The organism is Salinispora vitiensis (assembly GCF_000378825.1).
In the GTDB taxonomy this organism is placed as follows: Bacteria; Actinomycetota; Actinomycetes; order Mycobacteriales; family Micromonosporaceae; genus Micromonospora; species Micromonospora vitiensis.
Genome location: NZ_KB900388.1, coordinates 1,390,059 through 1,414,229, shown reverse-complemented (window position 1 = coordinate 1,414,229; position 24,171 = coordinate 1,390,059). Strand labels below are relative to the sequence as shown.

Below are 24,171 nucleotides of genomic sequence, written 5' to 3'. Positions count from 1 at the left end.
CGGGAGCGGACTGGGAGTGGACCGAGAGCGCGGCCGGACAGGGTGGACCAGGAAGCTGGAACCCACCGGCCGTATCCAGGAACGGAGAAAGATCGTGAATCTGCCACCGGTTGTGTCCGCGCAGGAGTGGCAGTCCGCGCGGGAGCGGCTGCTGGTCAAGGAGAAGGAGGCGACCCGAGCCCGGGACGCGCTCGCCGCCGAGCGCCGCCGGCTGCCGATGACCCGCATCGAGCAGAAGTACGTCTTCGACGGGCCCGCCGGCCGGGTCGGCCTGGCCGACCTGTTCGAGGGGCGGCGGCAGCTGATCGTCTACCACTTCATGTTCACCCCCGGCTCGTCGCACGTGTGCGAGGGCTGCTCCATGTTCGTGGACAACCTCGGGCACTCGGCCCACCTGAACGCGCGGGACACCACACTCGCGTTGATCTCGCGGGCGCCCCGGGCTGAGATCACCCCGTTCCAGGAGCGGATGGGCTGGACGTTGCCCTGGTACTCCTCCTACGGCACCGACTTCAACCCCGACTTCGGGCTGACGTCGGAGGCGGGGGAGTCCTTTGGCCTGAGTGTCTTCCTGCGCGACGGCGACGAGGTGTACCGCACGTACTTCACCACCGGGCGTGGCGTTGAGGCCCTCGGCAGTAACTGGACCCTGCTCGACCTGACCCCGCTGGGCCGGCAGGAGAACTGGGAGGACACTCCGGGCGGGCGGCCACAGGGTACGCCGTACAGCTGGTGGCGGCTGCACGACGACTACGACAGGTAGATCCGGAACCGTGCGCGTACCCGACGGAGAACTCTTCATGGACATCGACGAGAGTCGGGCCGGCCGGCGGGACTGGGTGGGGCTCGCGGTGCTCGCCCTGCCCACGCTGCTGCTGGCACTTGACCTAAACGTGCTCTACCTGGCGTTACCGCAGTTGAGCGCCGACCTGGCGCCGGATGCCGCGCAACTGCTGTGGATTATGGACAGCTACGGGTTCATGATCGCCGGATTCCTGGTCACGATGGGTACCCTCGGTGACCGGATCGGCCGACGGCGCCTCCTGATGATCGGCGCCGCTGCCTTCGGCGTGGCCTCGATCGTCGCCGCGTACTCGAACAGCGCCGAGATGCTGATCGGCACGCGGGCACTGCTGGGGGTCGCCGGCGCGACGCTGATGCCGTCAACCCTGTCGCTGATCAGCAACATGTTCCGCGATCCGCAGCAGCGTACCGTGGCCATCGGCATCTGGATGAGCTGTTTCATGATCGGCTCGATCCTCGGCCCACTGATCGGTGGGGCCCTGCTCGAGTCCTTCTGGTGGGGCTCGGTGTTCCTGCTCGCCGTACCCGTGATGGCCGTACTGCTGATCGCCGCTCCGGTCCTGTTGCCGGAGTACCGAAATCCCGACGCCGGTCGACTGGACCTGGTGAGCGTCGCGCTCTCCCTGGTCACCGTCCTACCGGTCGTCTGGGGCCTCAAGGAGTTGGCCAAGGACGGCCTCGGCGTGGTGCCGCTGTTGGCCATGATCGTCGGCCTCGTGGTCGGTGCGGTCTTCGTCCGCCGGCAGCGCCGGCTCGCCCACCCGCTGCTGGAGATCCGCCTCTTCGCCAACCGCACCTTCAGCGCGGCGCTGCTCATCATGCTGGTCGGTGGGACCACCATCGGCGGCATCGCGCTGCTCTTCGCGCAGTACGCCCAACTCGTCGCGGGTCTCTCCCCGCTGCGGGCCGGCCTGTGGATGGTGCCGTACGCGATCGCCATGCTGCTCGGGTCGATGCTGGCGCCGCTGCTCGCGCGGCGCGTCACCCCGGGTTACGTGGTGGCCGGGGGCATGGCGGTCGCGGCGGTCGGCTACTCGCTGATCGGCCTAGTGGGCAGTGCCGGGGGGCTCGGCCTGGCAGTGCTCGGCCTGGTGCTCGTCTACCTCGGTTTCGGCCCCGGAGCCGTGTTGGGTACCGACCTGATCATCGGGGCCGCTCCACCACAGCGGGCCGGGTCCGCATCGTCGATCTCCGAGACCAGCACCGAACTCGGTGTCGCGCTCGGCGTCGCGCTGCTGGGCAGCATCGGCACCGCGGTCTACCGCAGTGCGGTCACCCCCGCCGTCCCGGTGGGCCTGCCGGGAGATGCCGCCGAGGCGGCTGCGGAATCCCTCACTGGCGCCACCGTCGTCGCCGAGCAGCTGCCCGAACCGGCCGGCGCGGCACTGCTGGAGGCGGCGCGGGCCGCGTTCACCAGTGGCTTCAACACCGCTGGCGGGGTGAGCGCCGGGCTGGCAGTGCTCCTCGCCGTGCTGTCGGCGTCGCTGCTGCGCCGGGTTCGCCCGACGGCGGAGCGGCCGGCTTCCGCCGGCTCGTCCCCACCGCACCTCGGTCGGGAGGCCGTCGGCCCTACTGGCCGACCCAGCCCCGGGTCTCCCCGAGGACGGCCGAACCATTGAGGTCCGACAGCGACCGGCCCACAAAGTCCCGAGCCTCGTTCGAGGTCTGCGTCCGGAAGGGTAGCTCCGGCGCGGTCAGCACCTCCATGACCACAGCTGCGACCTCGTCGGACGTCTGGGGCTTGCCGGTGTCCGCCTCGTACATCGACTGGACCCGCTGCACGTACGCGGTCAGCGCCGGCGCGTACGGCCCGGCCTGCGCCACCATTGCTGGGATGTCCACGTTGGCGTTGGCCACGAACTCGCTGGTCACTGCGGCCGGCTCGACGACACCGACCTGCACGCCGACCGTGCGGGCGACCGGCGCCAGCGATTGCATGAAGCCCTCGACGGCGAATTTCGCGGCACAATACGCCTCGTTGAAGGGCTGCCCGACGCTGCCACCGACGCTGCTGATGGTCAGGAGGCGGCCGCCGTTGGCCCGCAGGTGCGGCATCGCCGCCTGGGACACCTGGATCACGCCGAAGAAGTTCACCTCTACGCAGGCACGGATGTCGGCGAGGTCGTCGTTCTCGACGGTGCCGAGGAACGCGGCGCCAGCGTTGTTGATCACGGCGTCGAGCCGGCCGTGCTCAGCCGCCACCGAGTCGATACTCTCCCGGACCGACTCGCCGGTGACGTCGAGGGCCCGGATGTCCAGGGACACCCCGGCGGCCGCCGCGGCGGCGTTCAGCGCCTCCGCCTTTGTGGTGTCCCGCATCGTGGCCACGGTCGTCCAGCCCGCTCGGGCGCAGGCGATGGCGGTGGCCAGTCCGATGCCGGAGGACGTTCCAGTGATCAGGACGCAGCGATTCGTACCCGTACTCAATGTCGTACTCCCAGTCGGAATGGGGCTTCCGGTTGCTCGACAAACGCTCCGCGCCTGCCATGCGCGTCTGTTCAGGAAGACAGTACGCGGTGGGCCTAGCCGAGGCCGCCGGGTTGCGGGATCCGACGGGAGAGCGTGCGGTGCCTGGCCGACCTGCTCAGCCTGGAACGGGGACGCCGGGGCGACCGGGCGTCGTCCTGCCGTGACCAGGCGGTGCTGTGCCGTCCGCTGTCGAGCTGCCCTCATAGCTGGGGTGTAGAGCCGCCTGATCACCCAACGTCCCGACCCGCTACGCGGAAAGGCTCAGTGGACGACGCCGTTGCGGTATGCCCAGATCACGATGTTGACGCGGTCCCGTACGCCGAGCTTCGCCAGCACCCGGCCGACGTGGGTCTTCACCGTGACCTCGGCGAGGTGTAGCCGTTGGGCGATCTCGGCGTTGCTCGCTCCCGCCACGATCAGGTGGAAGACGTCACGTTCCCGGTCGGTGAAGTCATCGATGACTGTGCCCCGCTGAGCCGGGCTCGGCCGGTCCTGACCGGCGGCTAGGCGCCGGGTGGTTGCGGGTGCGAGGACGACCTCTCCCCGGTGCACGGTGCGAATGGCCGCGGTGAGCGCCTCGGCGGTCGAGTCCTTGAGTAGGTAGCCGCTGGCGCCGGCGTTGAGGATCCGGGTCGCGTAGTCGTCGCTGTCGTACGTGGTCAGCGCGATGATCTTCGGGCGGGGCCCGGGGGCGGCGAGGATGGTTCGGGTGGCGGTAATACCGTCGGTGTGGGGCATCCGAATGTCCATCAGAATGACGTCCGGCTGGTGCGCAGCGGCGAGGTCTACCGCCTCCGCGCCGGTGGCGGCGGTGGCGACCACCCGCAGGTCGGTGGCGGAGTTGACGACGAGCGTGAATCCCGTGCGGACGAGGTCCTGGTCGTCGGCGATGAGCACCGTGATGGGCGGCTCGGTCACGACAGCGTTCCCTCCTGGACCAGCGGCCACCGGGTGGTGACCGTGAACTCTGCCCCGGTGGTCACCGTGCAGCCTCCGTCGAACAGCGCGCAACGCTGCCGAATGCCGGCCAGGCCCTGCCCCGGAACCGGCGCACTGCCATCGTGCCCCAACAGTGGGCTGGTCACGGCGACGGTGAGTAGCCCAGGCTGCCAGTGCATCCGCAGCTGCGCCTGTTGCCGGGGTGCGTGCTTGATGACGTTGGTGAGCGATTCCTGGATCACCCGGTAGACGGCGAGATCCATCCCGGGCCCGAGGGGCTGCTCGACTCCCTCCGTTGTCAGGGTCACCGGGAGACCAGCGGCGGCGACGCTGGTCAGGAGCGTGGGTAGCGCGGGTAGCCCCTTGGCGTCCAGCTCGTCGTCCGCTTCGGCGACGGTGGTGAGCAGGCGTTTGACGTCGGTGAGTGCTTCCCGGCCGGTGCTCGCGATCTGGTCGAACAGTGGACCGGCGACGACGGCGTCGGCCCGGGCGGCGACCCGCCCACCCTCGGCCTGAGCGATGATCGAGGCCAGCGAGTGCGCGATGATGTCGTGCATCTCGCGGTTGATCCGGGTCCGCTCCTCGTGCACCGCGAGTTGGGAGCGGACGGCGCTCTCCGCTTCGGCGAGCCGCCGGCGATGCTCGGCATGCGCCACGGCATTGCGCTGCTGGCGGTGCCGCAACCCGGTTGACCAGGCGGCGAGCGACGTAGCCACGATCACGCTGCCGAGCAGCCCGGCGCCGCCCGGCCAACTCGGCACGGTGTGCAGGGCGTAGCCGGTCACCGCCAGGGCGCCGGTCAGGCCAAGCAGGAGGCCGGCGTGCCGCATCCGCTCGGTGGCGTATGCGGCGACTGCGTGCATGGCGACCAAGCCGACGAGGTCGCCGGGGAAGACGACGCTCTGCGTCACCAGCACCTGCGTGCCCGAGCTGAGCGCCGCGAGCCCGAGCATGGTTAGCGGTGCGACCCGGCGGATCGCCAGCAACGAGGCCAGCGCCGCCGACCAGTACCAGGCCGGTAGTCCGATGAGGCCGAGCCCCAAACAGCCGGCCACGGCGGCGAGTGCGATGCCGGCGTCCACCACCAGCACCCGCTTCGTTTCGACCCGCACTCGTTCAGGGTATTCAGGGAACTGCTGCTGGGGAATTGCCGCTGCCCCGGACGATACCGAAGCCTCGATACCAGGGTATCGGGCCAGGGGCGAAAGGCGATGCCCCGGACGGATGTGCCCGGCCGGGAGCCTGCCTACCGTCGGTGAGATGGTGATGCAGACGGCGAGTGCCGACATGGTTAGCTGCCGAGACGTCTACAAGACGTACGGTGCCGGAGAGTCCGCGATTCGGGCGGTGGACGGGGTCTCCGCCGATTTCGCCGTCGGCGAGTTCACCGCCATCATGGGTCCCTCCGGCTCCGGAAAGACCACGTTGATGCAGCTGCTGGCGGGATTGGACACTCCCACCGCGGGCTCGGTCCGGGTGGCTGGCACGCTGGTGGCGGGGCTGGACGACCGCGCGCTGACCGATCTGCGGCGAGATCGGATCGGCTTCATCTTCCAGGCGTTCAACCTGCTGCCCACGCTGACCGCTCGGCAGAACATCACGCTTCCGCTGCGGCTCGCCGGCCGGCCGGTTGACCCGGCGCGGCTGCGGATCATCGTGGACCGGCTGCGGATCGGCGACCGGATGGAGCACCACCCGACCGAGCTGTCCGGGGGCGAGCAGCAACGCGTCGCGGTAGCCCGGGCCCTGTTGGCCCAGCCCAGTGTCGTGTTCGCCGACGAACCGACCGGTGCGCTGGATATCGCCACCGGGCGGGCCCTGCTGGCCGACCTGCGGGACGCGGCGCGGCGGTACGGGCAGACGATCATCATGGTGACCCACGACCCCGGCGCCGCGGCGCACGCCGACCGGGCCCTGGTGATGGCCGACGGCCGGATCCGTGCCGAACTGCGGCAGCCCACTCGGGACACCATCCTCGCCTCGCTGGCCGCGGTGACGGGATGAGGGTGATCGTCGCACTGGCCTGGGCGCAGGTCCGTACCTATCCGACCCGGTTCCTGGCAATCATCGTCGCGGTTCTGCTGGCGACGGGGTTCCTCGTCGCCACCGCCACCTTCGTCGCCACCGCCGGCGAGGGGCTACGCCGCACCGCGGCGGCGCCGCTCACCACGGCCGACATCGTCGTCGCCGCGGCGGACTCGACCTCCGACCCGGGTTGGTACCGGACGGTGGCGGAGGTCCCGCACGTCCGAACGGTCGACCCGGAGTTCGTGCGGACCGTCGGTGTCGTCAGTGGCGAGCGGCGCGGTTCCGCAACCGTGCAGAGCATTGCCGCCACCACCGCGGTCCGCTGGTTCGACCTGGACCGTGGCACGTGGCCCACCGGCCCGGAGCAGGTCGTCGCGGACCAGCGGACCCTAGACGAGCTGGGGGTGGGCGTCGGCGAGCGGTTGACCTTCCGGCCGGGCGACGGGAGGCCGGAAACCGTCACCGTGACCGGCTCGACCGACCTGGGGTTCCGTCCGTTGGCCGGTGCGTCGTTCCGCTTCTACGCCGACCCGGCCTACTTCGCCGACGATGTGCCGCACGCCGCCCTGGTCACGATTGACGACCCGAATCGGCTCGAGGCCACCGTCGACCGGATCGATCGCCTACTGCCGGCGGGCGCGTCGGCGGTGCGTGCTTCCGTCGCAGCGGACGAGGCCGCCGCACGCCTCGTCGGGGGGAGTACCCAGCTGATCGTGTTGACGCTGGCCCTCGTCGCGGTGGCCCTGCTGGCTGCGATCCTGGTCATCGCCAACACCTTCCAGGTGGTGGTCGCCCAACGGGTTCGTCAGACCGCGCTGCTGCGGCTCGTCGGCGGGCACCGAAGTCAGGTCAGCGGGATCCTGCTGGCTGAGGCCGCCATCGTGGGCACGGCCGGCGCTGTCGTGGGTGCGGCGGCGGGGCTCGTGGTCGGCTTCCTCGGCGCCGACCTGCTCGGCATCAGCGGTGGTGGCCTGCGGGTGAACCCGTTAGCCCTGACCGGCAGCGTGTTGGTCGGGATCCTGGCCACACTGTTCGCCGTCGGGTTGCCAACCCGACGCGCCGCGGGCGTCGCACCGGTCCGGGCACTCGGGGAGCTTCCCGAGGTGCCGCTCGCCGCGGCCCGCGTTTCGCGCCGCCTGGTCGCCGGCGCGGTGGTCACGCTCGGTGCGGTCGCGGTGCTGGCCGTGGCGGGGGTCGGTGGCTCGCTGCCGCTGGCCCTCGCCGGTGGCCTGTTGCTGGCGGCCGGCCTGCTGCTCGTCCTGCCCCGGCTGATTGCGATGCTGCTGCCGCCGATCGCCCGGGTGTCGGAGCGACTCGGCGTCGCCGCTGGCCTGGCCGGGAGCAGCCTGAGTCAGAACGCCCGGCGGACCGCCACGGCGGCGATGGCCGTGGTGGTCGGCTCGGCCCTGATCGCCTGCCTGACCGTGGCGGCCAGAACTGGGCAGGCCACGGTGGAGGCGGACCTGGCGGCCCGCTATCCGGTCGCCGTCAGCGCCCACACTGAAGGTAGCCCCGTCGACGGTGCCACGGTTCGGGCTCTCGCCGCTGTACCCGAGCTGGCTGCCGCGGCCACCGTGGGTACGGTGAACGCCCGGTTCTCCGACGCCGGCAAGGCCACGCCGACTCGAATCGCGGCCCTGCCCGTCAGCCTGGTCGACCGGCTGGCACCCGAGCTCGCCACCCCCACTGAAGTGCCGGTCGTCCTCGTGCCCGAGGCGTACCTGGCCGCTCGCGGCCTGCCGGAGGGGAGCCCGGTGCGCGTCGGTGTCGGTGACCGGAGCCTGAGCTTTGTCGCCCGCACCTCCCGGCTGGCCGACACCACGGGGCAACTCCTCGGGGTGGCCTCCGCCGACGCGCTCGCAGCCCAGGGCGTCCCGACGACTCCCACCACGATCTGGGCGGTGGCGAATCCCGACTTCGACCGGGCTGCCCTGGCCGAACAGGTGCATGCGGTGACCGCCGGTGATCTGGCGGTGGAGCTGGGCGGCGGCATCACCGAGGGGGGCGACCTCGCCGAGGTGCTCGCCATCCTGCTCGGGCTGGCACTCGCGATGCTCGGCGTAACCGTGATCATCTCGTTGCTCGGCGTGGCGAACCTGCTGGGCCTGTCGGTCATCGAGCGTACGCCGGAGCTGGCGTTGTTGCGGGCGCTCGGCACTCGGCGCGGGCGACTACGGGCGATGCTCGCCATCGAGGCGGTGACCATCACCGTGATCGGCGCCGGCACCGGCCTGCTGATCGGCGTGCCGGTGGGCCTGGTCGGCGCGACCGCCGCCGTGGGCGCGACGGCCACCCCGGTCATCGCACTGCCCTGGTGGCAGTTGGCTCTGCTGCTGGTCGCAGCGGTGGCGACCGGGGTGCTGGCCAGCGTCGTACCGGCGCGGCGGGCGACGCGGATCTCCCCGGCGCTGAGCTGGACGCGTTAGGTTGTCTCGCGGATCTTGGTGGTGCGTCTTCGGAAGCCGGCCCGGCACTGTGCTGTGTCGCCCGGTCACGCTCCGCTGGGTCGTTCCGTGGGCTCGGGCGGCAGTCCATGGCTTGGAGCGATCGACGCGATCGCCGCCACGCCGAGGACGAGCGCCGGGATCATCAGGTATATCCCGTTTTCGAAACCGGGCAGCAGGCCCCAGGACAGCATCACCAGCGCGCCCAGCGCCGTCGTGGCCCGGACGGCGCGGCGCGTCAGGTCAGCGACGAGGGGCAGTCCAGCCGCGACCACCGGTACGCCCAACAGGTAGCCGACGGCGGCACCACCGTCCGACGCGGTGTCGGGCAGCAGGGGGACGGCGACTCCCAGTGCGCCGCCGAAGGCGAGTAGCCGCAACGACCGGCCGAAAGTCTGCCCAGCATCATGGTGACGGCTCAGATTGAGAATTATCGCCACGGTGGCGCACAGTGCTATCGCTACACCGATGACGGTGTTGACACTCATGATGGCTCCCCGGTTGTGATGGCGGTGTCGCCCTGCCAATCGGTGAACTCAACGGCACTGGGAGACTACCGGAAATCGATGCCGTCCCTGTTACCGTCAGGCCGTCGCCTTCGTACTAGGTCCAGGCGGTTTCGCCCTGGGCGACACCTGAGCGAGAGGAGTTTCGCGTGCCGGATGTGCAGCGGTCAGAGCTGGTTGCGCTGCTTGACCTCGCGCCCCACCCCGAGGGCGGCTGGTTCCGCGAGACGTGGCGCTCCACGCAGACGCTGCACCCCACCGGGTACGACGGCAGCCGTAGCGCGGCCACGGCCATCTACTTCCTGCTGCATCCCGGTGAGCGCTCCCGTTGGCATGTGGTGCGCTCGGACGAGCTGTGGTTGTGGCACTCGGGCGGTCCGCTGACGCTCCGGTTCGGCGGTTCTGGCCAGCAGCCGGCGGGCGAATCCAGCGACGTAACTCTCGGTTCGGATGTCTCCGTCGGTCAGCGTCCGCAGGTGCTGATTCCGGGTGGGGTGTGGCAGGCCGCGATCCCCGCCGGTGACCAACCGGTCCTGGTCAGCTGTGTGGTGGCGCCCGGGTTCGACTTCGCTGACTTCCGGCTGGAATAGGGTTGTTGCCGGGGGAGCGGAGGCCGCCGCGTCGGGTCGGTACCCCTCCGGAGGAGGATCGTGGGCGGGTACGAAGAATGGGCTTCGCCGCTGCCGTACGTCGTCGCGTGGCGTAGCGTCACGGCACCGGATGGCGCTTCGGCGCGGGTGCTGCCCGACGGCTGCCTCGACCTGATCTGGCGGGACGGTGCGGTCTTTGTCGCCGGGCCGGACACCTCCGCTCGGGTGGCGCCCTCCGCGCCGGGCAGTCGCTACGCCGCGCTGCGGTTCGGCGCCGGGACCGGGCCCGGCGTGCTCGGCATACCCGCCAGTGAGGTGGTCGATCGGCAGGTGCCGTTGGAAGCGGTGTGGCCGGCGGCGTCCGTCCGCGCCATCACCGAGGCGGCGGATCCGCTCGCCGCCTTGACGGCCGCGGCGCGCCGTCGCTGGCGCGGCACCGACTGTGCGATGGTCGCCCTGGCCGGTGCCGCGCGGGCCGGACTGTCCGTTGGCCTGGTCGCGGCGCGCTGCGGACTCAGCTCCCGGCAGCTGCAGCGACGTAGCAACGCCGCGTTCGGTTACGGGCCGAAGACCCTGCACCGGATCCTGCGGATGCAGCGGGCCGTCGCGCTGGCGCGGACCGGTCAGCCCTTCGCGTCGGTAGCGATTGCGGCGGGCTACGCCGACCAGGCCCACCTCGCCCGCGAGGTGCGGGCGTTGGCCGGGGTGCCGCTCACCGCGCTACTGCGGTGACGTGAGCTGGGCGAAGAGGTCCACGACGTTGCCGTCCGGGTCACGCACCTGTGCATAGCGTTGTCCCCACGGTGCGTCCCAGGGCTCCTGGACCGACGGGTAGCCGGCGGCGACGAGGTCGGCGTGGAGCTTCTCCACCTCGGCCGCGTCCGTGCAGCGAAAGGCCCAACCGCCGGAGGGCGGCCCGGGTTCGTAGTCGGGATCGAACGACCGCAATGAGGCGTGGGTGTCCCACATGAGACGGATGCCGCCGGAGACGGTCACCTCGACGTGCGGTTCATCCTCCGCGCCGGCCGGAAACGGCAGGCCGAGTCGGCGGTAGAAGGAGAGAGATGCTGCCATGTCGGCCACCGCGAGGCCGATCGCGTTGAAGGTGGGTGCCATGACCTCGACGGTAGGGGCGGCCCGCGTCTCCGTCTTGAACGAATCGGACAGGCGGCAACCCGTGAGCCGTACGCACGGGCCCGCCCCTCGCAGGGCCGAGTCTCTCGCCGGCCCGCCGTTAGGCGAGCAGCGGCTCCAGGATGCTGGGGGTGGTCGCCTCGGTATTGCTGAGCACCACGAACCGGCGGTCCAGTTCCGGAATGTGCCCGACGAACGTCTTGTAGCCCGCGTTGTGGCCGCTGTGGTGCCACCACCGCCGGTTGTTGAGCTCGCCCAGGAAGACGCCGTAGCCGTAGCCGCTCTCCTCCGGACCCTTGCCGGTCCGGGCCTGCTCGGTCAGCATCAGCGTGCGGTAGGGCTCGCTCAACAGCCGGCCACCCTGGAGGGCGTCGAGCCAGGTCAGCATGTCGTTGGCGGTCGACCACACGTCGCCGGTTCCCATGCCGACCACGTCCAGCTCCCAGGTCCGCAACGGCTGGCCGTCCGCGTCGTGGCCGAGTGCCAGGTTCGGCCGTGCGGTGGGCATTCCGGCGAAGGTCTGGGTCAATCCGAGGCGGTCGAAGATGCGGTCTGCCAGGAAGGCCCGGTAGGGCGTGTCGGCGGATCGTTGGACGATCTGCGCCACCAGCACGTACCCCGGGCTGCTGTAGCTCCAGCCCGCGCCGGGTGGGAATTGCAGCGGTACGGAGTGAAAGGTTTTCAGTAGTTCGCTCGGCTCGACCCACTGCCCCAAATCGATCATGGGGTAGTCGTCCCAGTGGCCGAGGCCGGAGGTGTGGCTGAGCAGGTGGTGCAGGGTGATGTCCCGCCACTGTTCCGGGCAGCCGTCGATCCAGCGGCTGAGGGAATCCTCGAGGAGGAGCGTGCCCTCTTCCACCAGCAGGAGCGCGGCAGCGGCAGTGAACTGCTTGCTGACCGAGGCCAGCTGGAAGCGCGACTCGGTGGAGTCGGCGACGACGACCTCGTCGCCCTGTCGCACCACTATGTCCACTTGGGTCATGCCGCCCACCCTAGCGTGCCGCCGGTGCGTGGCTCTGGTGGTCGAGTGACGGCGAGCAGTGAAGTTTCGAGAATGTTTCCGAAAACTCTTGCAACTTCTTTCATAGATGCCGCATCGTGTTCGCAACCGGATGGCCGTCCGCCCTTGCCGAGCGCCCCTTCGCACGAGAGGTCCCCGTCATGGAAACCGCGAGACCACATCCAGTTGGCCGCGCCGGCCGTCTGGTGCTCGCCGCCGCGCTGGTCGCGGTGGGCGGCACCGCGGTCGTCGCCGCCGCGACCACCGCCAGCTCCGCCCGCGCCGCCGTCGTCCTCAACGACAGCGAGGTGACCGCCAACCTGTGGCAGTGGAACTGGAACTCGGTCGCCACCGCCTGCACCGACCACCTCGGCCCCGCCGGCTACGGCGCGGTGCAGGTGGCCCCGCCACAGGAGTCGGTGTACCTACCGAACAGTGCCGACGGGGTGCACCCCTGGTACGAGGTCTACCAGCCCGTCTCGTACCAGCTGGAGAGCCGGTTCGGTAACCGGGAGCAGTTCGCCAGCATGGTCACCACCTGCCACGATGCGGGCGTACGCGTCTATGTGGACGCGATCGTCAACCACATGGCGGGTACCAACAACCCGCCCGGCACCCGCGGCTACGCCGGCACCGAGTTCTCCGGCTACGACTACCCCGCGGTGCCCTACGGCGGGGGCGACTTCCACCGTCCGGGCGACAACTGCCCGACCGACGGCTCCATCAACGACTGGGACAACGTAGCTCAGGTGACCAGCTGCGAGCTGCTCTCCCTGGCCGATCTCTACACCGAGAAGGAGTACGTCCGAGACACGATCGCGGGGTACCTGAACGACCTGATCGGCCTCGGCGTCGACGGTTTCCGGGTGGATGCGGTCAAGCACATCCGCAAGGACGACTTCGCGGCGATCCTCAGCCGGCTGGACGACACCGTCGCGGAGGGGCGGCGCCCCTACGTCGCCCAGGAGATCTTCGACGGCGCCAACAACCCTGAGCTCCAGGCCCGGGCGTTCATCGGCAACGGCGACGTGCTCGACTTCGCGTACGCCAAGGGTATTCGCTCCGCCTTCCAGGGCTCGATCGCGACGTTGGGCGACATTCCGAACTGGAACCTCGACGCACCGAGTGCCAACGTCTTTTCGATGGTCACCAATCACGACCTGGAGCGCGACGGGGTGGTGCTGTCGTACAAGGACGGCACCGACTACGTGCTCGCCAACTACTTCGCGCTGGCCTACCCGCACGGCAAGCCGTCGGTCTTCGACAGCTTTACCTGGTCGAATCGGAATCAGTCCCCACCACACGACGGTGGCGGGTACGTCACCGACACGGTCTGCGGTGGCGCCTGGAACTGCCTGAGCCAGAGCACCGGCATCAAGGGGATGGTGGGCTGGGCCAACGCGGCGCGTTCGGTCCAGAGCGTCACCGACTTCACCGCGGTCAACGACAACGTGATCGGCTTCCACCGGGGCGACCGGGCCTGGATCGGCATCAACGACTCCGGTGGCACCACCACCGCCACCTTCACCACCGGCCTCGCCGACGGTGACTACTGCGACGTCATCTCCGGCGCGGCCGACGGTAGCGGTTGCACCGGCGCTACGGTGACCGTCACCGGCGGTCAGGCCACTGTGAGTATCCCGGCGAACAACGCTGTCGCCATCCACGTCAACGCCCGCCCCGGTGCGACGCCGTCGCCGACGGTCAGCCCCACCGGTGACCCCACCGACGAGGTCGCCACGACCTTCACGGTCAGCGCTACCCCCAGCGCCGACCAGGACGTCTACGCCGTCGGTAACATCTCCGAGCTCGGCTCCTGGTCCCCGACCGCTGCGGTGCGGCTGACCCCGCAGGGTGGGAACACCTACCGCGGCACGATCGACCTGCCCCCGTCCACCGCGGTCGAGTACAAGTTCATCAAGGTGACCAGCGGGGGAGACGTGACCTGGGAGTCCGGCGAGAACCGGAGCTTCACCACCCCCGCCTCGGGGACGTACGCGCTGACCGAGACCTTCCGAGGCGACTCGATCCCCGCCCCGGCGATCGCCAGCTCGTTCCACGCCACCGTCTACACCTACTTCGGGCAGAACGTCTTTGTGGTCGGTAATGTCGCGGAACTGGGCAGCTGGAATCCGGACAACGCCATCGCGCTCTCCGCGGCCGACTACCCGGTCTGGCGGGCGACGGTCGACCTGCCGCCGAACACCCACATCGAGTACAAGTACGTGAAGAAGAATCCGGATGGTTCGGTGACCTGGGAGTCCCAGTCGAACCGGAGCTTCACCACCCCGGCCACCGGGACCCGCACCAACACCGACACCTGGCGCTAGCCGCTCCCCGGGCCCACCCTCGGGATTACCTCCGCGGGTGGGCCCTAGTGGTGGGCGCAGCCGCGGTATGCGGTGGTGTCTCGCCGCGCCGACCCGGCCACCTGCGGTGGGTGCCCTACCGGCGCGCGAGTTCCGCCTCGATTCGGCGGACCAGCGTTTTTCGGCTCTTGCCGGCGCGTTCGCGCCGTAGCGCCGACCGGAGTTGGGGGGTGTCGAGCCGGGTCAGCCGTTTCGCCGCGTCGGGGACCCGCAGGTCGAGTAGCCGGTCGACCGACGTGGTGTCGCGGCGGGTGCGGCTGGCTGGCCCGGTGTTGGCCACGTACTGCCGGCCGCTCCTCGACGCCTTACGTTTCTTGGTGTCGGTGGCGCGGCGTTCCTTTTCGGGGAGTTCCTTCCACACGCGTTCGGGCAGGTAGCGCTTCGTCTCGCCGTCCTGGCGCGCCCGGGTGTCGCCCTCTCGGGTTTGCCACTTCTCCCGGCCCCACTGTCGCAGGGATCGCTGCCGTTCGTCTCGTGGTCCCTGGTAGCCCCCGCCCTGCTTCTCGTACTCCTTGACCAGTAGCTGCGACTTTCGGGCCGACCACTGTCCGGGCCGGGCACCCTTGTCGGAGGCCTTGATCTCGTCTTTGATTTTTCTTCGTAGCTTCGGATCGGTGTACCGCGCCATGCCCTCGGCTACCCGGTGCCGGCGTGCCCTACGCCCCGCATCCCGGTCTGGCGATCGGGCCGATAGGCCTTAAGCCGTTAAGCGGCGATTACGGAAAGTTTGCTCTTCCGTTACGTCGACAGTCAGCTTAATCTATGGCTGGAAACGCTCCCAAGCGTCCACCACCACCATCGCCACCAGGAGCTTCCCGTGTCTGTGATGTCAAGATTGCCGGCTGCCGCATTGGCGGCCTGCGTAGCTCTCGGGCTGACGGCCGCCGCCCCGGCCGCGTTCGCCACCACCGCACCCCAGTCGGAGGTGCAGCTCGTCTCGGCTCCGGCGGCCGACTGGCTGCACACCGACGGCAACAAGATCGTGGACGAGGCGGGCAACCAGGTGTGGTTGACCGGCGCGAACTGGTTCGGCTACAACGCCACCGAACGGGTCTTCCACGGGCTCTGGGCCGGCAACATCGAGACGATCACGCGGCAGATGGCCGAGCGCGGAATCAATATTGTCCGGGTGCCGATCTCCACGGAGCTGCTGCTGGAGTGGAAGGCCGGCCAGACGGTGCTGCCGAACGTGAACCTGTCGGTCAACCCGGAGTTGACCGGCTTGGACAACCTGCAGATCTTCGACTACTGGCTGGCCCTCTGCGAGGAGTACGGGCTGAAGGTCATGCTCGATGTGCACAGTGCTGAGGCGGATAACTCCGGCCACTTCTACCCGATGTGGTACAAGGGGGAGATTACCCCGGAGCTGTTCTACCAGGGCTGGGAGTGGGTCGCCACTCGGTACCAGCACAACGACACCGTCGTCGCGATGGACATCCAGAACGAGCCGCACGGCACCCCGGACAGCCCGCCCCGGGCCAAGTGGGACGACACCAGCGACACCGACAACTTCAAACACGCCTGCGAGACGGCGGGCAATCGAATCCTCGCGATCAATCCGAACGTGCTGATTCTCTGCGAGGGCATCGAGGTCTACCCACGCCCGGGGGAGAGCTGGGACTCACCCAACACCGACCCGGACCAGAGCCCCAACTACCACTACAACTGGTGGGGCGGCAACCTTCGGGGGGCGAAGGACCACCCGATCAATCTGGGTGCCCACCAGGACCAGTTGGTCTATTCGCCGCACGACTACGGGCCGTTGGTGCACGAGCAGCCGTGGTTCCAGAAGGACTTCGACAAGACCACGTTGACCAACGACGTGTGGCGACCGAACTGGCTCTACCTCCACGAGGAGGACACCGCGCCGCTGCTGGTCGGTGAGTGGGGTGGCCGGTTCGGGCAGGACGAACGGCAAGACAGGTGGCTGAAGGCCCTGCGGGACCTGATGGCCGAGGAGGGGATCCACCACACCTTCTGGTGCCTGAACCCGAACTCCGGCGACACCGGCGGCCTGCTGCAACACGACTGGCAGACCTGGGACGAGGTCAAATACGAAGAGGTGCTCAAGCCGGCGCTCTGGCAGTACAACGGCAAGTTCGTCAGCCTGGACCATCAGGTACGCCTCGGTGGCGAAGCCTCGACCACCGGCATCAGCCTCACTGAGCGCTACGCCGGCGGCGGGAACGACACCGTCGCGCCGACCGCACCGGGGCGTCCCATGGCCAGTGACCTGACCTCCACCACGGTCACGCTGAACTGGGATGGATCCACGGACAACGTCGGCGTCGTCGGCTATGAGGTACGGAGCGCGACCGCCGGTGGTCCGCCGAGCACAGTCGCCACGGTCGCCGGCACCACTTATCAGGTGACCGACCTCGCGGCCGAAACCGAGTACACCTTCACCGTGCGGGCCAGGGATGCGGCGGGAAACGTCTCCGCCGACTCCCCGGCCCGTACCGTCACCACCCCACCCGGCGGTGGTGGTGGAGAGAGCGGCTGTACCGCCACGTACCTGCTGACGAGTACCTGGCCGGGAGGCTTCCAGGGTGAGATCACCGTGGAAAACACCGACACCGTAGCCATCCCCGGCTGGCAGGTCACCTGGACCGACCCGGGCGGGACCGCGATCACCTCGCTGTGGAACGGCGGGTGGACGGTCACCGATGGCGTGAATGTGGTGCTCAACGAGTCGTACAACGGTCAGCTGGCGGCTGGGAGCAGCACCACGTTTGGCTTCACCGGCACTGGTCCGGGCACCGCGCCGACCGCGCCGACCTGTTCCGCCCGCTGACTCCCGGGTGAACCGGGTGGCCAGAAGGAGGTTGCGCGCGGCTATCGGGGGTGCACCGTGTAGGTCAGGTGGGTCACCCGTGCCGACGACTTCGAATGGGCTGGCTTCAGCGCGATCCGGGACGCGTCCACGCCCTCGAAGAGGCGGGTGCCGGCGCCGAAGAGCACCGGTGCGACCGAGATCGACAATTCGTCGACTAGGCCCGCGTTGAGGTACGCCAGGGCCGTCTCGCTGCCGCCGGAGATGCGGATATCCCGCTCGCCGGCGGCCTCGCGGGCCTGATCCAGTGCGTGCTGAATGCCGTCGTTGACGAAGTAGAATGTGGTCCCGCCGGGCCGCTCCCAGGGGGAGCGCCGCTCGTGGGTGAGGACGTACACGGGGACGTGGAAAGGCGGCTCCTCCGGCCACGCGTGCTCGCCGAGTTCGAACATGCGCTTGCCCATGATGTTGGCGCCGGTACGTTCGAACGTCTCTCGGACGAAGTCGTTGTCGCTCCCCTCCTCGCCGCCCTCCCCCAGGTGGAGCCGTTCCCGGAAGTACCGCTGGGGGAAGAGCCACCCCTGAAGCTCCATCCACTGGGCCATCCAGTAGTCGAGCCGCGGGTCCCGCTCTCGCTGCTCGGGCGTGGCGTGCAGACCTTCCATCGACTCGGGCGCGCTGAAGCCGTCGAGCGACATGGATAGGCTGATGAACACCTTGCTTGGCATCAGCGGGCCCCCTTCCGGGCGACCTCGGCGACGTAGGAGGCCAGCTTGCCCAGCGTTTGCTCGCCGCGCTCGATCGCGTGGTACTCCAGCACAACGCGGTCTCTTAGCTGTCGGGTGGGGAAGATGCTGCGCATGACGATCCGGGTCGTGGCGCCGTGGGGCGTGAAGTCCAGGATTGATTCGAAGGTGTCCGGGTCGTCGCGGTACGCACCGTGCAGCAGCGTGATCCGCTTCGGTGTGACGATCTCGGTCCACTTAATCCACTGTGGGTAGTCGGTCCCGTCCGGTCCGTGCATCACGAAGTCCCAGGCTCCACCCTCGTGGAACTCGAAGGCGTACGTGGTGGTGGTGAACCCCTCCGGGCCCCACCACCGGGACAGGTGCTCAACCTCGGTGAACGCCTCAAATACCAGCTCCTGCCGGGCGTCGACGAGCCGGGAGACGACAATCTCCCGGTCCGTCGCCGGCTGCGCGTCTTGCCTTGTTCCTGTCACTGGCTGTTTCTCCTGTCGTGCTTGAGGTCTTGGACGTAGCTGTTCAGTCGGTCGAAACTCTCGTTCCAGAACTGTTCGAATCCGCCGATCCACTCGTGGACCGGCCGCAGCCCTTCCGCGTCCAGGCTGTAGCGGCGCTGCCTGCCCACCCCACGGACCCGCACCAACCCCACCTCCCGGAGCACCCGCAGATGCTTGGAGGCCTGCGGCTGGCTCATCCCCAGTTCCTGGGCCAGATCGGTCACTGGCCATTCACCGGCCCGCAGCAGCCCGAGGATGTCTCGACGCTGCGGCTCCGCGATCGCGTTGAACGCATCCGATGTCGTCGCTGCTCGCGCCATGACGGCCATAGTATTCCTATAACGGCATGCGTCAAGTTGGCGGGAGGGTGTGTCCTGGTCGGGCGGCTCCCAATCGCGGCGATGGTCGGCGGCGGCGGTGGTGGTGGTGGCGGTGGTGGTGGTGACGGTGGCCGGTGGTGGTCGGTGGTGGTGACGGCGGCCGGTAACGGAGTCGGCGCACTCGGTTTTGGGTGCCGCCATGATCAAAGCTGGTGGAATCAATTTCCCTGTTATAACCTGTTCTAGATTTATCTCGAAGAGGAGGTCACGATGGCTGCAGTGACGGTCGAGGCCGACGCGAAGGCGGATCCGACGCAGGTCTGGAAGCTCGTGGTGGCCCTGCCGAGGGTTCCCGAGTGGAACACGATGCACGAGGGCTTCGCCGGCGAGGTGCCGGAAACCCTCGGCGAGGGGACCACGTATCAGCAGCGGGTAAAGCTGATGGGCATGCCGGCCGAGATGGCCTGGCGGGTGACGAAGGCAGAGGCGCCGGGGCGCCTGGAGCAGGCGGGCGACGGCCCGATGGGCGTCAAGGCGAAGATGGTGATCGCGGTCGAGTCGAGCGGCGGGGGCTCGCACATCACCTACGGGATGGAGTTTGCCGGCCCGGCGTTGAAAGGCGCGATGGACGGCATGTTGCAGAAGCAGGCCACCACGGCGTGTCAACAGGCGTTGGCGAAGCTCGTCGCGCTGCTGGACTGAGGTCGATTCCGGGGTCAGCCACGCCGTCGTTTCCGTGATTTCTGGGTAATGGTTCGCGGCGTGGCTGGTTTTGGTGTTCACGGCCAGCCCCTGGTGATCGATAAAGGGCGGGTGTCGACCTGAACTGGAACGTGTTCTAATAGCAAAATGGGACCGAACTTCGAGCTCGACGATGCCCAGCAGTCGATCGTTCATCTCGCCGACGAGGTGCTGAGCGACAGCGAGGGCACGCCGGAGCGCCTGTGGAAGGCCCTCGGTCAGTCCGGCCTGCTCGGCCTCGCTGTGCCGGAGCGGTTGGGCGGCGCTGGACTGGGCGCGATGGCGATTGGCGTGCTGCTCACCGAGATCGGGCGGCGCGCTGCCCGGGTTCCCGCCTGGTCCACGCTGTCGCTCGGTGTCCTCCCGGTGGCCCGAGCGGGCACTCCCGAGCAGCAACGCGAGCTGCTGTCGGGCGTGCTCGAGGGACGGGTTCTGACGGCTGCCCTGGGGACGCCGCTGCCGGTGACCGACGGCTGGCGGATCACCGGGTCCTGCGGTCCGGTTCCGGATGCTGACGCGGCCTACCGGGTTCTGGTCCCGGTGCGAGTACGCGGGGGCGGGCCGACAGTCGCCTTGATCGATCCCACCGCACCGGGGGTGACGCTGCTGCGCACCCCGACCTCGGCCGGGGCGGACGAGTTCATGTTGCGGCTCGAGGGCGCCGCGGCGGAGCCACTGGGCGACGCCGAGGTCGAGCTGCGCCGGTTCGCAGTTGCCGGAGCCTGCGCGCTGGGCGACGGCGCGCTGGCCGGTGCCTTACAGCTGACCGCCGACCACGTGCGAGACCGGCAGCAGTTCGGCCGCCCGCTGGCCACGTTCCAGGCGGTCTCCCAGCAGATCGCCGATGTGTACGTCGCCGCTCGCACGATGCATCTGGCCGCGCTCGCCGCCAGTTGGAGTGCCGAGGCGGGCCAGGACGCCGACGGGTGGACCGGAGCGTACTGGCTGAGCAGCGTTGCCCAGCCGGCGCTACGCACCTGCCATCACCTGCACGGGGGGATGGGGCTGGTCGCCGACTACCCGCTACACCGACATACCGCCCTGGTCCGGGACCTGGTCCGGCACCTTGGCGGCACCGAGTACTGCCTGCACCAACTGGGAGCCCAAGGTGTTCATCGACTTGACTGAGGAACAGCACGCCCTGCGGGCGCGGCTGCGCACCTACCTCGCCGAGGTGTTGCCACCAGCGGAGCGCGCCGTCCTGCTGCGCGAGCGGCACGGCGTGGTCTACCGCGAACTGATCCGTCGACTCGGCCGGGACGGCTGGCTGGGCCTGGGTTTCCCGACCCGATTCGGCGGCGGTGGGCTTGGCCCGGTGGAGCAGCAGATTCTCGTCAACGAAGCAGCCCGCGCCGACGTTCCGCTGCCCGCGGTCACCCTGCAGACCGTGGCGCCGACGCTGCTCGCCCACGGCTCGTCCGAACAGCAGGAGTTCTTCCTGCCCCGCATTCTGGCCGGGGAGCTGCACTTCGCGATCGGCTACACCGAGCCCGAGGCCGGCACCGACCTCGCCGCGCTGCGCACCCGGGCGGTACGCGACGGGGACACGTACGTCGTGAACGGTCAGAAGACCTTCACCACCGGGGCGCACGAGGCGGACTACCTCTGGCTCGCCTGTCGCACCGACCCGGGCGCGTCCCGGCACCACGGCCTCTCCATCCTCATCGTGGATACGACACATCCCGGCTATTCGTGGACGCCGATTATGACGTGCGATGGGGCGCACCACGTCAACGCGGTCTATCTGACTGACGTCCGGGTGCCGGTGGCCCGGCGAGTGGGTACCGAGAACGACGGCTGGCGACTGCTGACCACGCAGCTCAATCACGAGCGGGTGATGCTGGGACCGGCCGGGCGGCTCGGTGCCCTCGGCGAACGGGTACACGACTGGGCGTACGCGAGGGGCCTGCTCGAAGCCCCGGATGTGCGACGCGTCCTCGCTCGCGTCGCCGCCTGCCAGCGCATCAACGAACTGCTCAACTGGTCGGCGACCGGGGACGAACCCAATGCGGCGGACGCCTCGGTCACCAAGGTCTTCTCGTCGGAGTGGCTGCTTCGGCTCAGCCAGGAGCTGGAGGAGGCCGTGTGGCGCCGCGGCGACCCCGCCGACCCGGCGACGGCAGAGCTGTTGACCTGGCTTGACGTTCAGACCAAGCGGAACCTCGTGCTCACCTTCGGCGGTGGGGTCAACGAGATTCAGCGGGAACTGATCGCGTCCGCGGGGCTCGGGTTGCCTCGCGTGCCGCGTTAGTACTCAGCGGAGGGTGATGCTCACGTCGGAGAGGGCCGGGGCGTTGTCCCGGTCGGCAACCGAGGCGCGCAGCACCAGCTGACCGTCTTCCCGCCAGATTTCGGTGCGCAGGGTTTCACCAGGAAAGACGACCCCAGCGAAGCGGGCCTGGTAGCCGGCCACCCGTTCCGGGTCGCCGTCGAGCAGGGTGTCGACCGCCGCCTTCGCCACGATTCCGTACGTGCAGAGCCCGTGCAGGATCGGCCGGGGGAAACCGGCGTGGGCGGCGAAGGTCGGGTCGACGTGCAGCGGGTTGCGATCGCCGCAGAGTCGGTACCAGAGGGCCTGCCGCGCATCGGTGGGGGAGAGCACCACCGCGTCGGGTGCCCGGTCCGGCACTGGCACCCGTGTGGTCGGCCCCCGTTCCCCGCCGAATCCGCCCGCACCCTTGACGAAGATGCTGATCCGACTGGTGAACAGCTCGGTGCTGGTCTCGGTGACGATGACCGCCGCACTGCCCTTGTCATACACGGCGGCGACCCGCGAGCGGGCCGCACAGCTGCCCTTCGCCGGGATCGGCTGGTGTAGTTCGAGCTCCTGCCGACCGTGGACGACCTGGGCTAGATCGATGTCGATGCCGGGCATGGTCAGTGTGGGTGGCTCGGTGTCCCGCAGGGTGGCGGCCACCGTGGCGAAGGTGGGCAGGACCCCACGCAGCGCGCCCTCGTAGACGTAGGACAGCTCGTCGGGGCCAGCGCCGACGGCCAGGTGGTACAGCAGCACGTCGGTGCTGTCCCAGCTCAGGTCCCGACCGGGAAGTTCGGCGCCGACGGCGACGGCGGGGTCGATGGGCATCAGTCCTCCAGGAGGGTAGTGGGGGTGGTGGCCGTCGCGGCCAAGTCGAGTGCGGCCAGGTAGCCGAAGACGAGGGCCGGGCCGAGGGTCGCACCGGCGCCGGCGTAGCTGCGCCCCATCACCGAGGCGCTGACGTTGCCCGCCGCGTACAGCGCGGGTACGACCGTGCCATCCGGGCGCAGCACCCGGGCCCGTTCATCGGTCCGGAGGCCGCCCTTGGTGCCCAGGTCACCGGGGACCATGCGGAACGCGTAGAACGGGGGCCGGGCCACGGCGCCCAGGCACGGGTTGGGCCGGTGCCGCGGGTCGCCGTAGTAGCGGTCGTAGGCCGAGTCCCCGCGGTGGAAGTCGTCGTCCCGACCGCGCTGCGCGAACTCGTTGAACCGGCGCACGGTACCGGTCAACGCAGTGGCGGGCACTCCGATCTGGTTGGCCAGGTCGTCCAGGGTGTCGGCGCGGTACGCCGCCCCCGAGGTGAACCAGCGCCGTGGTAGCGCGGAGCGTGGGGCCCGGCCGCCGAAGAGGTAGCGGTCCCGGTAGGTTTGGTCGGCCACCAGCCACGCCGGTTGGTCGACCCCCGGGCTGAGCATGGCGTGCACCGCGTCAACGTAGGGGGCCGCTTCGTTGACGAAGCGCCGGCCGTTGGCATCAACCATGAGGCAGCCGGGCTGGTTGCGCTCGGCGAGGCAGAAAAAGGGCCCGCCGGGGAGCGGAATCGACGGCCCCCACCAGGCCTCGTCCATCAGGTCGAGGGCGGCCCCGAGCCGTCCGCCCGCCTCGATGCCGTCACCCGTGTTGCCGGCCGCGCCAGTGGTCCACTCCGTGCCGATCCCCGCCTGGTACTTCTGGCGCATCGACTGGTTGCGCTCAAACCCGCCGCTTGCCAGCACCACACCTCGTCGGGCGTGGAACAGCACCGGGGCGCCGGCCTGCTGGGCGGTAACCCCGGTGACCCGGCCCCGTTCAAGGAGCAGGTCGGTCATCGGCGTGTTGAGCCGGACCGGGACGCCGGCGTTGCGCAGGCCGGCGCGGAGCCCGGCGGCGAGCGCCTGGCCCATGGTGAGCAGCTGCCGGCGCCGGATCCGGGCGGCCAGGCCGCGGGCGGCGAGCCGAACCCCGGTCCGGATCGCCCGCGGATGTCGGAGGCCCAGCGACAGCCATCGGTAGTCGACCTGGGTGACCGCCACCCCCTCCGGCACTGCCTGGTAAGGCGCGGCCAGTGTCGCGAGATCAGCTCGGACCAACCGGGTGTCGAGCAGGAGCGGCTCGATGCTGCGCCCGCCCGGAAGCCCACCGGGAGCCTCGGGGTAGTAGTCCGGATAGCCGGGCACCCAGGCGAAGTCGAGTGGGGTGTGGTCGCGGACGAAGCTGACCACCTCCGGTGCGGCGGCGAGGAACGCGTCCTGCCGGGCCGCGGTGGCGTCGGCGCCGGCGACGTACGCCAGGTAGGTGCGCGCATCTTCGGCTCGGTCGGCGACCCCGGCCCGGGCCAGCACCTCGTTGCCGGGAAGCCAGAGCCCGCCGCCGGAGCGGGCGGTGGAACCGCCGTATGTCTCGGCCTTTTCCAGCACGACCGCGCTCAGTCCCCGGTGCGCCGCGGTGAGTGCCGTGACCATGCCGGCACCGCCGCTGCCGACGACGACAACATCGAATTCTTGCTCCGGTATCGACACGAGAACAGGTTATAGTTTTATCCGGCTCGCCACCACCGGTCGGGGACGCTGTC

At 69.5% G+C, this 24,171-nt stretch carries 23 protein-coding genes; 11 read left to right on the top strand and 12 right to left on the bottom strand.

Going from position 1 to position 24,171, the window contains the following annotated elements; all coding sequences use genetic code 11:
* Window positions 1–94: 94 nt before the first annotated feature.
* Both SALPAC2_RS0106590 and SALPAC2_RS0106585 read left to right on the top strand, forming a co-directional pair.
* The gene (locus SALPAC2_RS0106590; protein WP_018215858.1) at window positions 95–763 is read left to right on the top strand and encodes a DUF899 domain-containing protein; all 669 of its coding nucleotides are present in this window, start codon (window positions 95–97) and stop codon (window positions 761–763) included.
* Between the two features lie 37 nt (window positions 764–800).
* Entirely contained in the window at window positions 801–2,423 is a 1,623-nt protein-coding gene (locus SALPAC2_RS0106585; protein ID WP_018215857.1) for an MFS transporter, read from the top strand.
* On the opposite strand, the gene SALPAC2_RS0106580 is transcribed toward SALPAC2_RS0106585, so the two are convergent.
* From SALPAC2_RS0106580 to SALPAC2_RS0106570, 3 genes are all read right to left on the bottom strand, one after another.
* Entirely contained in the window at window positions 2,374–3,231 is an 858-nt protein-coding gene (locus tag SALPAC2_RS0106580; RefSeq protein ID WP_018215856.1) for an SDR family NAD(P)-dependent oxidoreductase, read from the bottom strand. The genes SALPAC2_RS0106585 and SALPAC2_RS0106580 overlap by 50 nt on opposite strands.
* Window positions 3,232–3,534: 303 nt before the next feature.
* Complete coding sequence (locus SALPAC2_RS0106575; protein WP_018215855.1) at window positions 3,535–4,191, bottom strand: response regulator; 657 nt, start codon at window positions 4,189–4,191, stop codon at window positions 3,535–3,537.
* Entirely contained in the window at window positions 4,188–5,324 is a 1,137-nt protein-coding gene (locus tag SALPAC2_RS0106570; RefSeq protein WP_018215854.1) for a sensor histidine kinase, read from the bottom strand. The genes SALPAC2_RS0106575 and SALPAC2_RS0106570 overlap by 4 nt, the downstream gene beginning before the upstream one ends.
* A gap of 148 nt (window positions 5,325–5,472) precedes the next feature.
* Between SALPAC2_RS0106570 and SALPAC2_RS0106565 the strand changes: the two genes are divergently transcribed.
* On the top strand, window positions 5,473–6,216 hold the full coding sequence (locus tag SALPAC2_RS0106565) for an ABC transporter ATP-binding protein (RefSeq protein WP_018215853.1): 744 nt from the start codon (window positions 5,473–5,475) through the stop codon (window positions 6,214–6,216).
* Complete coding sequence (locus SALPAC2_RS0106560; RefSeq protein WP_018215852.1) at window positions 6,213–8,666, top strand: ABC transporter permease; 2,454 nt, start codon at window positions 6,213–6,215, stop codon at window positions 8,664–8,666. The genes SALPAC2_RS0106565 and SALPAC2_RS0106560 overlap by 4 nt, the downstream gene beginning before the upstream one ends.
* 65 nt (window positions 8,667–8,731) lie before the next feature.
* On the opposite strand, the gene SALPAC2_RS0106555 is transcribed toward SALPAC2_RS0106560, so the two are convergent.
* The gene (locus tag SALPAC2_RS0106555) at window positions 8,732–9,172 is read right to left on the bottom strand and encodes a hypothetical protein (RefSeq protein ID WP_018215851.1); all 441 of its coding nucleotides are present in this window, start codon (window positions 9,170–9,172) and stop codon (window positions 8,732–8,734) included.
* Window positions 9,173–9,339: 167 nt separating this feature from the next.
* On the opposite strand from SALPAC2_RS0106555, the gene SALPAC2_RS0106550 reads away from it, so the two are divergent.
* Both SALPAC2_RS0106550 and SALPAC2_RS0106545 read left to right on the top strand, forming a co-directional pair.
* The gene (locus tag SALPAC2_RS0106550) at window positions 9,340–9,780 is read left to right on the top strand and encodes a cupin domain-containing protein (RefSeq protein WP_018215850.1); all 441 of its coding nucleotides are present in this window, start codon (window positions 9,340–9,342) and stop codon (window positions 9,778–9,780) included.
* A 60-nt stretch (window positions 9,781–9,840) separates the two neighbouring features.
* Entirely contained in the window at window positions 9,841–10,512 is a 672-nt protein-coding gene (locus SALPAC2_RS0106545; protein WP_018215849.1) for a helix-turn-helix domain-containing protein, read from the top strand.
* Here the strand turns inward: SALPAC2_RS0106545 and SALPAC2_RS0106540 are convergent.
* The gene (locus SALPAC2_RS0106540; protein WP_018215848.1) at window positions 10,501–10,896 is read right to left on the bottom strand and encodes a VOC family protein; all 396 of its coding nucleotides are present in this window, start codon (window positions 10,894–10,896) and stop codon (window positions 10,501–10,503) included. The genes SALPAC2_RS0106545 and SALPAC2_RS0106540 overlap by 12 nt on opposite strands.
* A 118-nt stretch (window positions 10,897–11,014) precedes the next feature.
* Entirely contained in the window at window positions 11,015–11,896 is an 882-nt protein-coding gene (locus SALPAC2_RS0106535; RefSeq protein ID WP_018215847.1) for a serine hydrolase domain-containing protein, read from the bottom strand.
* 179 nt (window positions 11,897–12,075) lie between these two features.
* Here SALPAC2_RS0106535 and SALPAC2_RS0106530 point away from each other — a divergent pair, with 179 nt between their 5' ends.
* Window positions 12,076–14,244, top strand: coding sequence for a carbohydrate-binding module family 20 domain-containing protein (locus tag SALPAC2_RS0106530; RefSeq protein WP_018215846.1), 2,169 nt, complete (start codon window positions 12,076–12,078; stop codon window positions 14,242–14,244).
* A 115-nt stretch (window positions 14,245–14,359) separates the two neighbouring features.
* Here SALPAC2_RS0106530 and SALPAC2_RS0106525 read toward each other — a convergent pair whose 3' ends face one another.
* Window positions 14,360–14,911 (bottom strand): DUF5872 domain-containing protein, encoded by a 552-nt coding sequence (locus tag SALPAC2_RS0106525; RefSeq protein ID WP_018215845.1) that lies wholly within the window; start codon window positions 14,909–14,911, stop codon window positions 14,360–14,362.
* 222 nt (window positions 14,912–15,133) lie between these two features.
* Between SALPAC2_RS0106525 and SALPAC2_RS0106520 the strand changes: the two genes are divergently transcribed.
* The gene (locus SALPAC2_RS0106520) at window positions 15,134–17,077 is read left to right on the top strand and encodes a cellulase family glycosylhydrolase (protein ID WP_018215844.1); all 1,944 of its coding nucleotides are present in this window, start codon (window positions 15,134–15,136) and stop codon (window positions 17,075–17,077) included.
* Between the two features lie 41 nt (window positions 17,078–17,118).
* Here SALPAC2_RS0106520 and SALPAC2_RS0106515 read toward each other — a convergent pair whose 3' ends face one another.
* From SALPAC2_RS0106515 to SALPAC2_RS0106505, 3 genes are read right to left on the bottom strand one after another with little or no spacing between them, the layout of a single operon-like run.
* Window positions 17,119–17,784, bottom strand: a complete 666-nt coding sequence (locus SALPAC2_RS0106515) for a dihydrofolate reductase family protein (RefSeq protein WP_018215843.1) — start codon at window positions 17,782–17,784, stop codon at window positions 17,119–17,121.
* Window positions 17,784–18,278, bottom strand: coding sequence for an SRPBCC family protein (locus tag SALPAC2_RS0106510; RefSeq protein ID WP_018215842.1), 495 nt, complete (start codon window positions 18,276–18,278; stop codon window positions 17,784–17,786). Before SALPAC2_RS0106510 ends, SALPAC2_RS0106515 begins: the two co-directional genes overlap by 1 nt.
* Window positions 18,275–18,619 (bottom strand): ArsR/SmtB family transcription factor, encoded by a 345-nt coding sequence (locus tag SALPAC2_RS0106505; protein WP_026184490.1) that lies wholly within the window; start codon window positions 18,617–18,619, stop codon window positions 18,275–18,277. The genes SALPAC2_RS0106510 and SALPAC2_RS0106505 overlap by 4 nt, the downstream gene beginning before the upstream one ends.
* 270 nt (window positions 18,620–18,889) lie before the next feature.
* Here SALPAC2_RS0106505 and SALPAC2_RS0106495 point away from each other — a divergent pair, with 270 nt between their 5' ends.
* The 3 genes from SALPAC2_RS0106495 to SALPAC2_RS0106485 all read left to right on the top strand — a co-directional run bounded on the left by SALPAC2_RS0106495 (window position 18,890) and on the right by SALPAC2_RS0106485 (window position 21,611).
* Window positions 18,890–19,321, top strand: coding sequence for a type II toxin-antitoxin system Rv0910 family toxin (locus tag SALPAC2_RS0106495; protein WP_018215839.1), 432 nt, complete (start codon window positions 18,890–18,892; stop codon window positions 19,319–19,321).
* A gap of 147 nt (window positions 19,322–19,468) precedes the next feature.
* Window positions 19,469–20,488 carry an acyl-CoA dehydrogenase family protein gene (locus SALPAC2_RS0106490; protein ID WP_018215838.1) on the top strand — a complete coding sequence of 340 codons (1,020 nt, stop codon included), beginning with the start codon at window positions 19,469–19,471 and terminating at the stop codon, window positions 20,486–20,488.
* The gene (locus tag SALPAC2_RS0106485; RefSeq protein ID WP_018215837.1) at window positions 20,469–21,611 is read left to right on the top strand and encodes an acyl-CoA dehydrogenase family protein; all 1,143 of its coding nucleotides are present in this window, start codon (window positions 20,469–20,471) and stop codon (window positions 21,609–21,611) included. Before SALPAC2_RS0106490 ends, SALPAC2_RS0106485 begins: the two co-directional genes overlap by 20 nt.
* Before the next feature lie 3 nt (window positions 21,612–21,614).
* Here SALPAC2_RS0106485 and SALPAC2_RS0106480 read toward each other — a convergent pair whose 3' ends face one another.
* Complete coding sequence (locus SALPAC2_RS0106480) at window positions 21,615–22,445, bottom strand: MaoC/PaaZ C-terminal domain-containing protein (protein WP_018215836.1); 831 nt, start codon at window positions 22,443–22,445, stop codon at window positions 21,615–21,617.
* Window positions 22,445–24,118 (bottom strand): 3-oxosteroid 1-dehydrogenase, encoded by a 1,674-nt coding sequence (gene kstD / locus SALPAC2_RS0106475; RefSeq protein ID WP_018215835.1) that lies wholly within the window; start codon window positions 24,116–24,118, stop codon window positions 22,445–22,447. The genes SALPAC2_RS0106480 and kstD overlap by 1 nt, the downstream gene beginning before the upstream one ends.
* Window positions 24,119–24,171 lie beyond the last annotated feature (53 nt).

Bases quoted from the DNA above. Each gene is read 5' to 3' on its own strand.
- SALPAC2_RS0106585 (WP_018215857.1), top strand. From the start codon at position 801: ATGGACATCGACGAGAGTCGGGCCGGCCGGCGGGACTGGGTGGGGCTC.
- SALPAC2_RS0106565 (WP_018215853.1), top strand. From the start codon at position 5,473: ATGGTGATGCAGACGGCGAGTGCCGACATGGTTAGCTGCCGAGACGTC.
- SALPAC2_RS0106560 (WP_018215852.1), top strand. From the start codon at position 6,213: ATGAGGGTGATCGTCGCACTGGCCTGGGCGCAGGTCCGTACCTATCCG.
- SALPAC2_RS0106555 (WP_018215851.1), bottom strand. From the start codon at position 9,172: ATGAGTGTCAACACCGTCATCGGTGTAGCGATAGCACTGTGCGCCACC.
- SALPAC2_RS0106540 (WP_018215848.1), bottom strand. From the start codon at position 10,896: ATGGCACCCACCTTCAACGCGATCGGCCTCGCGGTGGCCGACATGGCA.
- SALPAC2_RS0106535 (WP_018215847.1), bottom strand. From the start codon at position 11,896: ATGACCCAAGTGGACATAGTGGTGCGACAGGGCGACGAGGTCGTCGTC.
- SALPAC2_RS0106530 (WP_018215846.1), top strand. From the start codon at position 12,076: ATGGAAACCGCGAGACCACATCCAGTTGGCCGCGCCGGCCGTCTGGTG.
- SALPAC2_RS0106525 (WP_018215845.1), bottom strand. From the start codon at position 14,911: ATGGCGCGGTACACCGATCCGAAGCTACGAAGAAAAATCAAAGACGAG.
- SALPAC2_RS0106515 (WP_018215843.1), bottom strand. From the start codon at position 17,784: ATGCCAAGCAAGGTGTTCATCAGCCTATCCATGTCGCTCGACGGCTTC.
- SALPAC2_RS0106505 (WP_026184490.1), bottom strand. From the start codon at position 18,619: ATGGCGCGAGCAGCGACGACATCGGATGCGTTCAACGCGATCGCGGAG.
- SALPAC2_RS0106495 (WP_018215839.1), top strand. From the start codon at position 18,890: ATGGCTGCAGTGACGGTCGAGGCCGACGCGAAGGCGGATCCGACGCAG.
- SALPAC2_RS0106490 (WP_018215838.1), top strand. From the start codon at position 19,469: ATGGGACCGAACTTCGAGCTCGACGATGCCCAGCAGTCGATCGTTCAT.
- SALPAC2_RS0106480 (WP_018215836.1), bottom strand. From the start codon at position 22,445: ATGCCCATCGACCCCGCCGTCGCCGTCGGCGCCGAACTTCCCGGTCGG.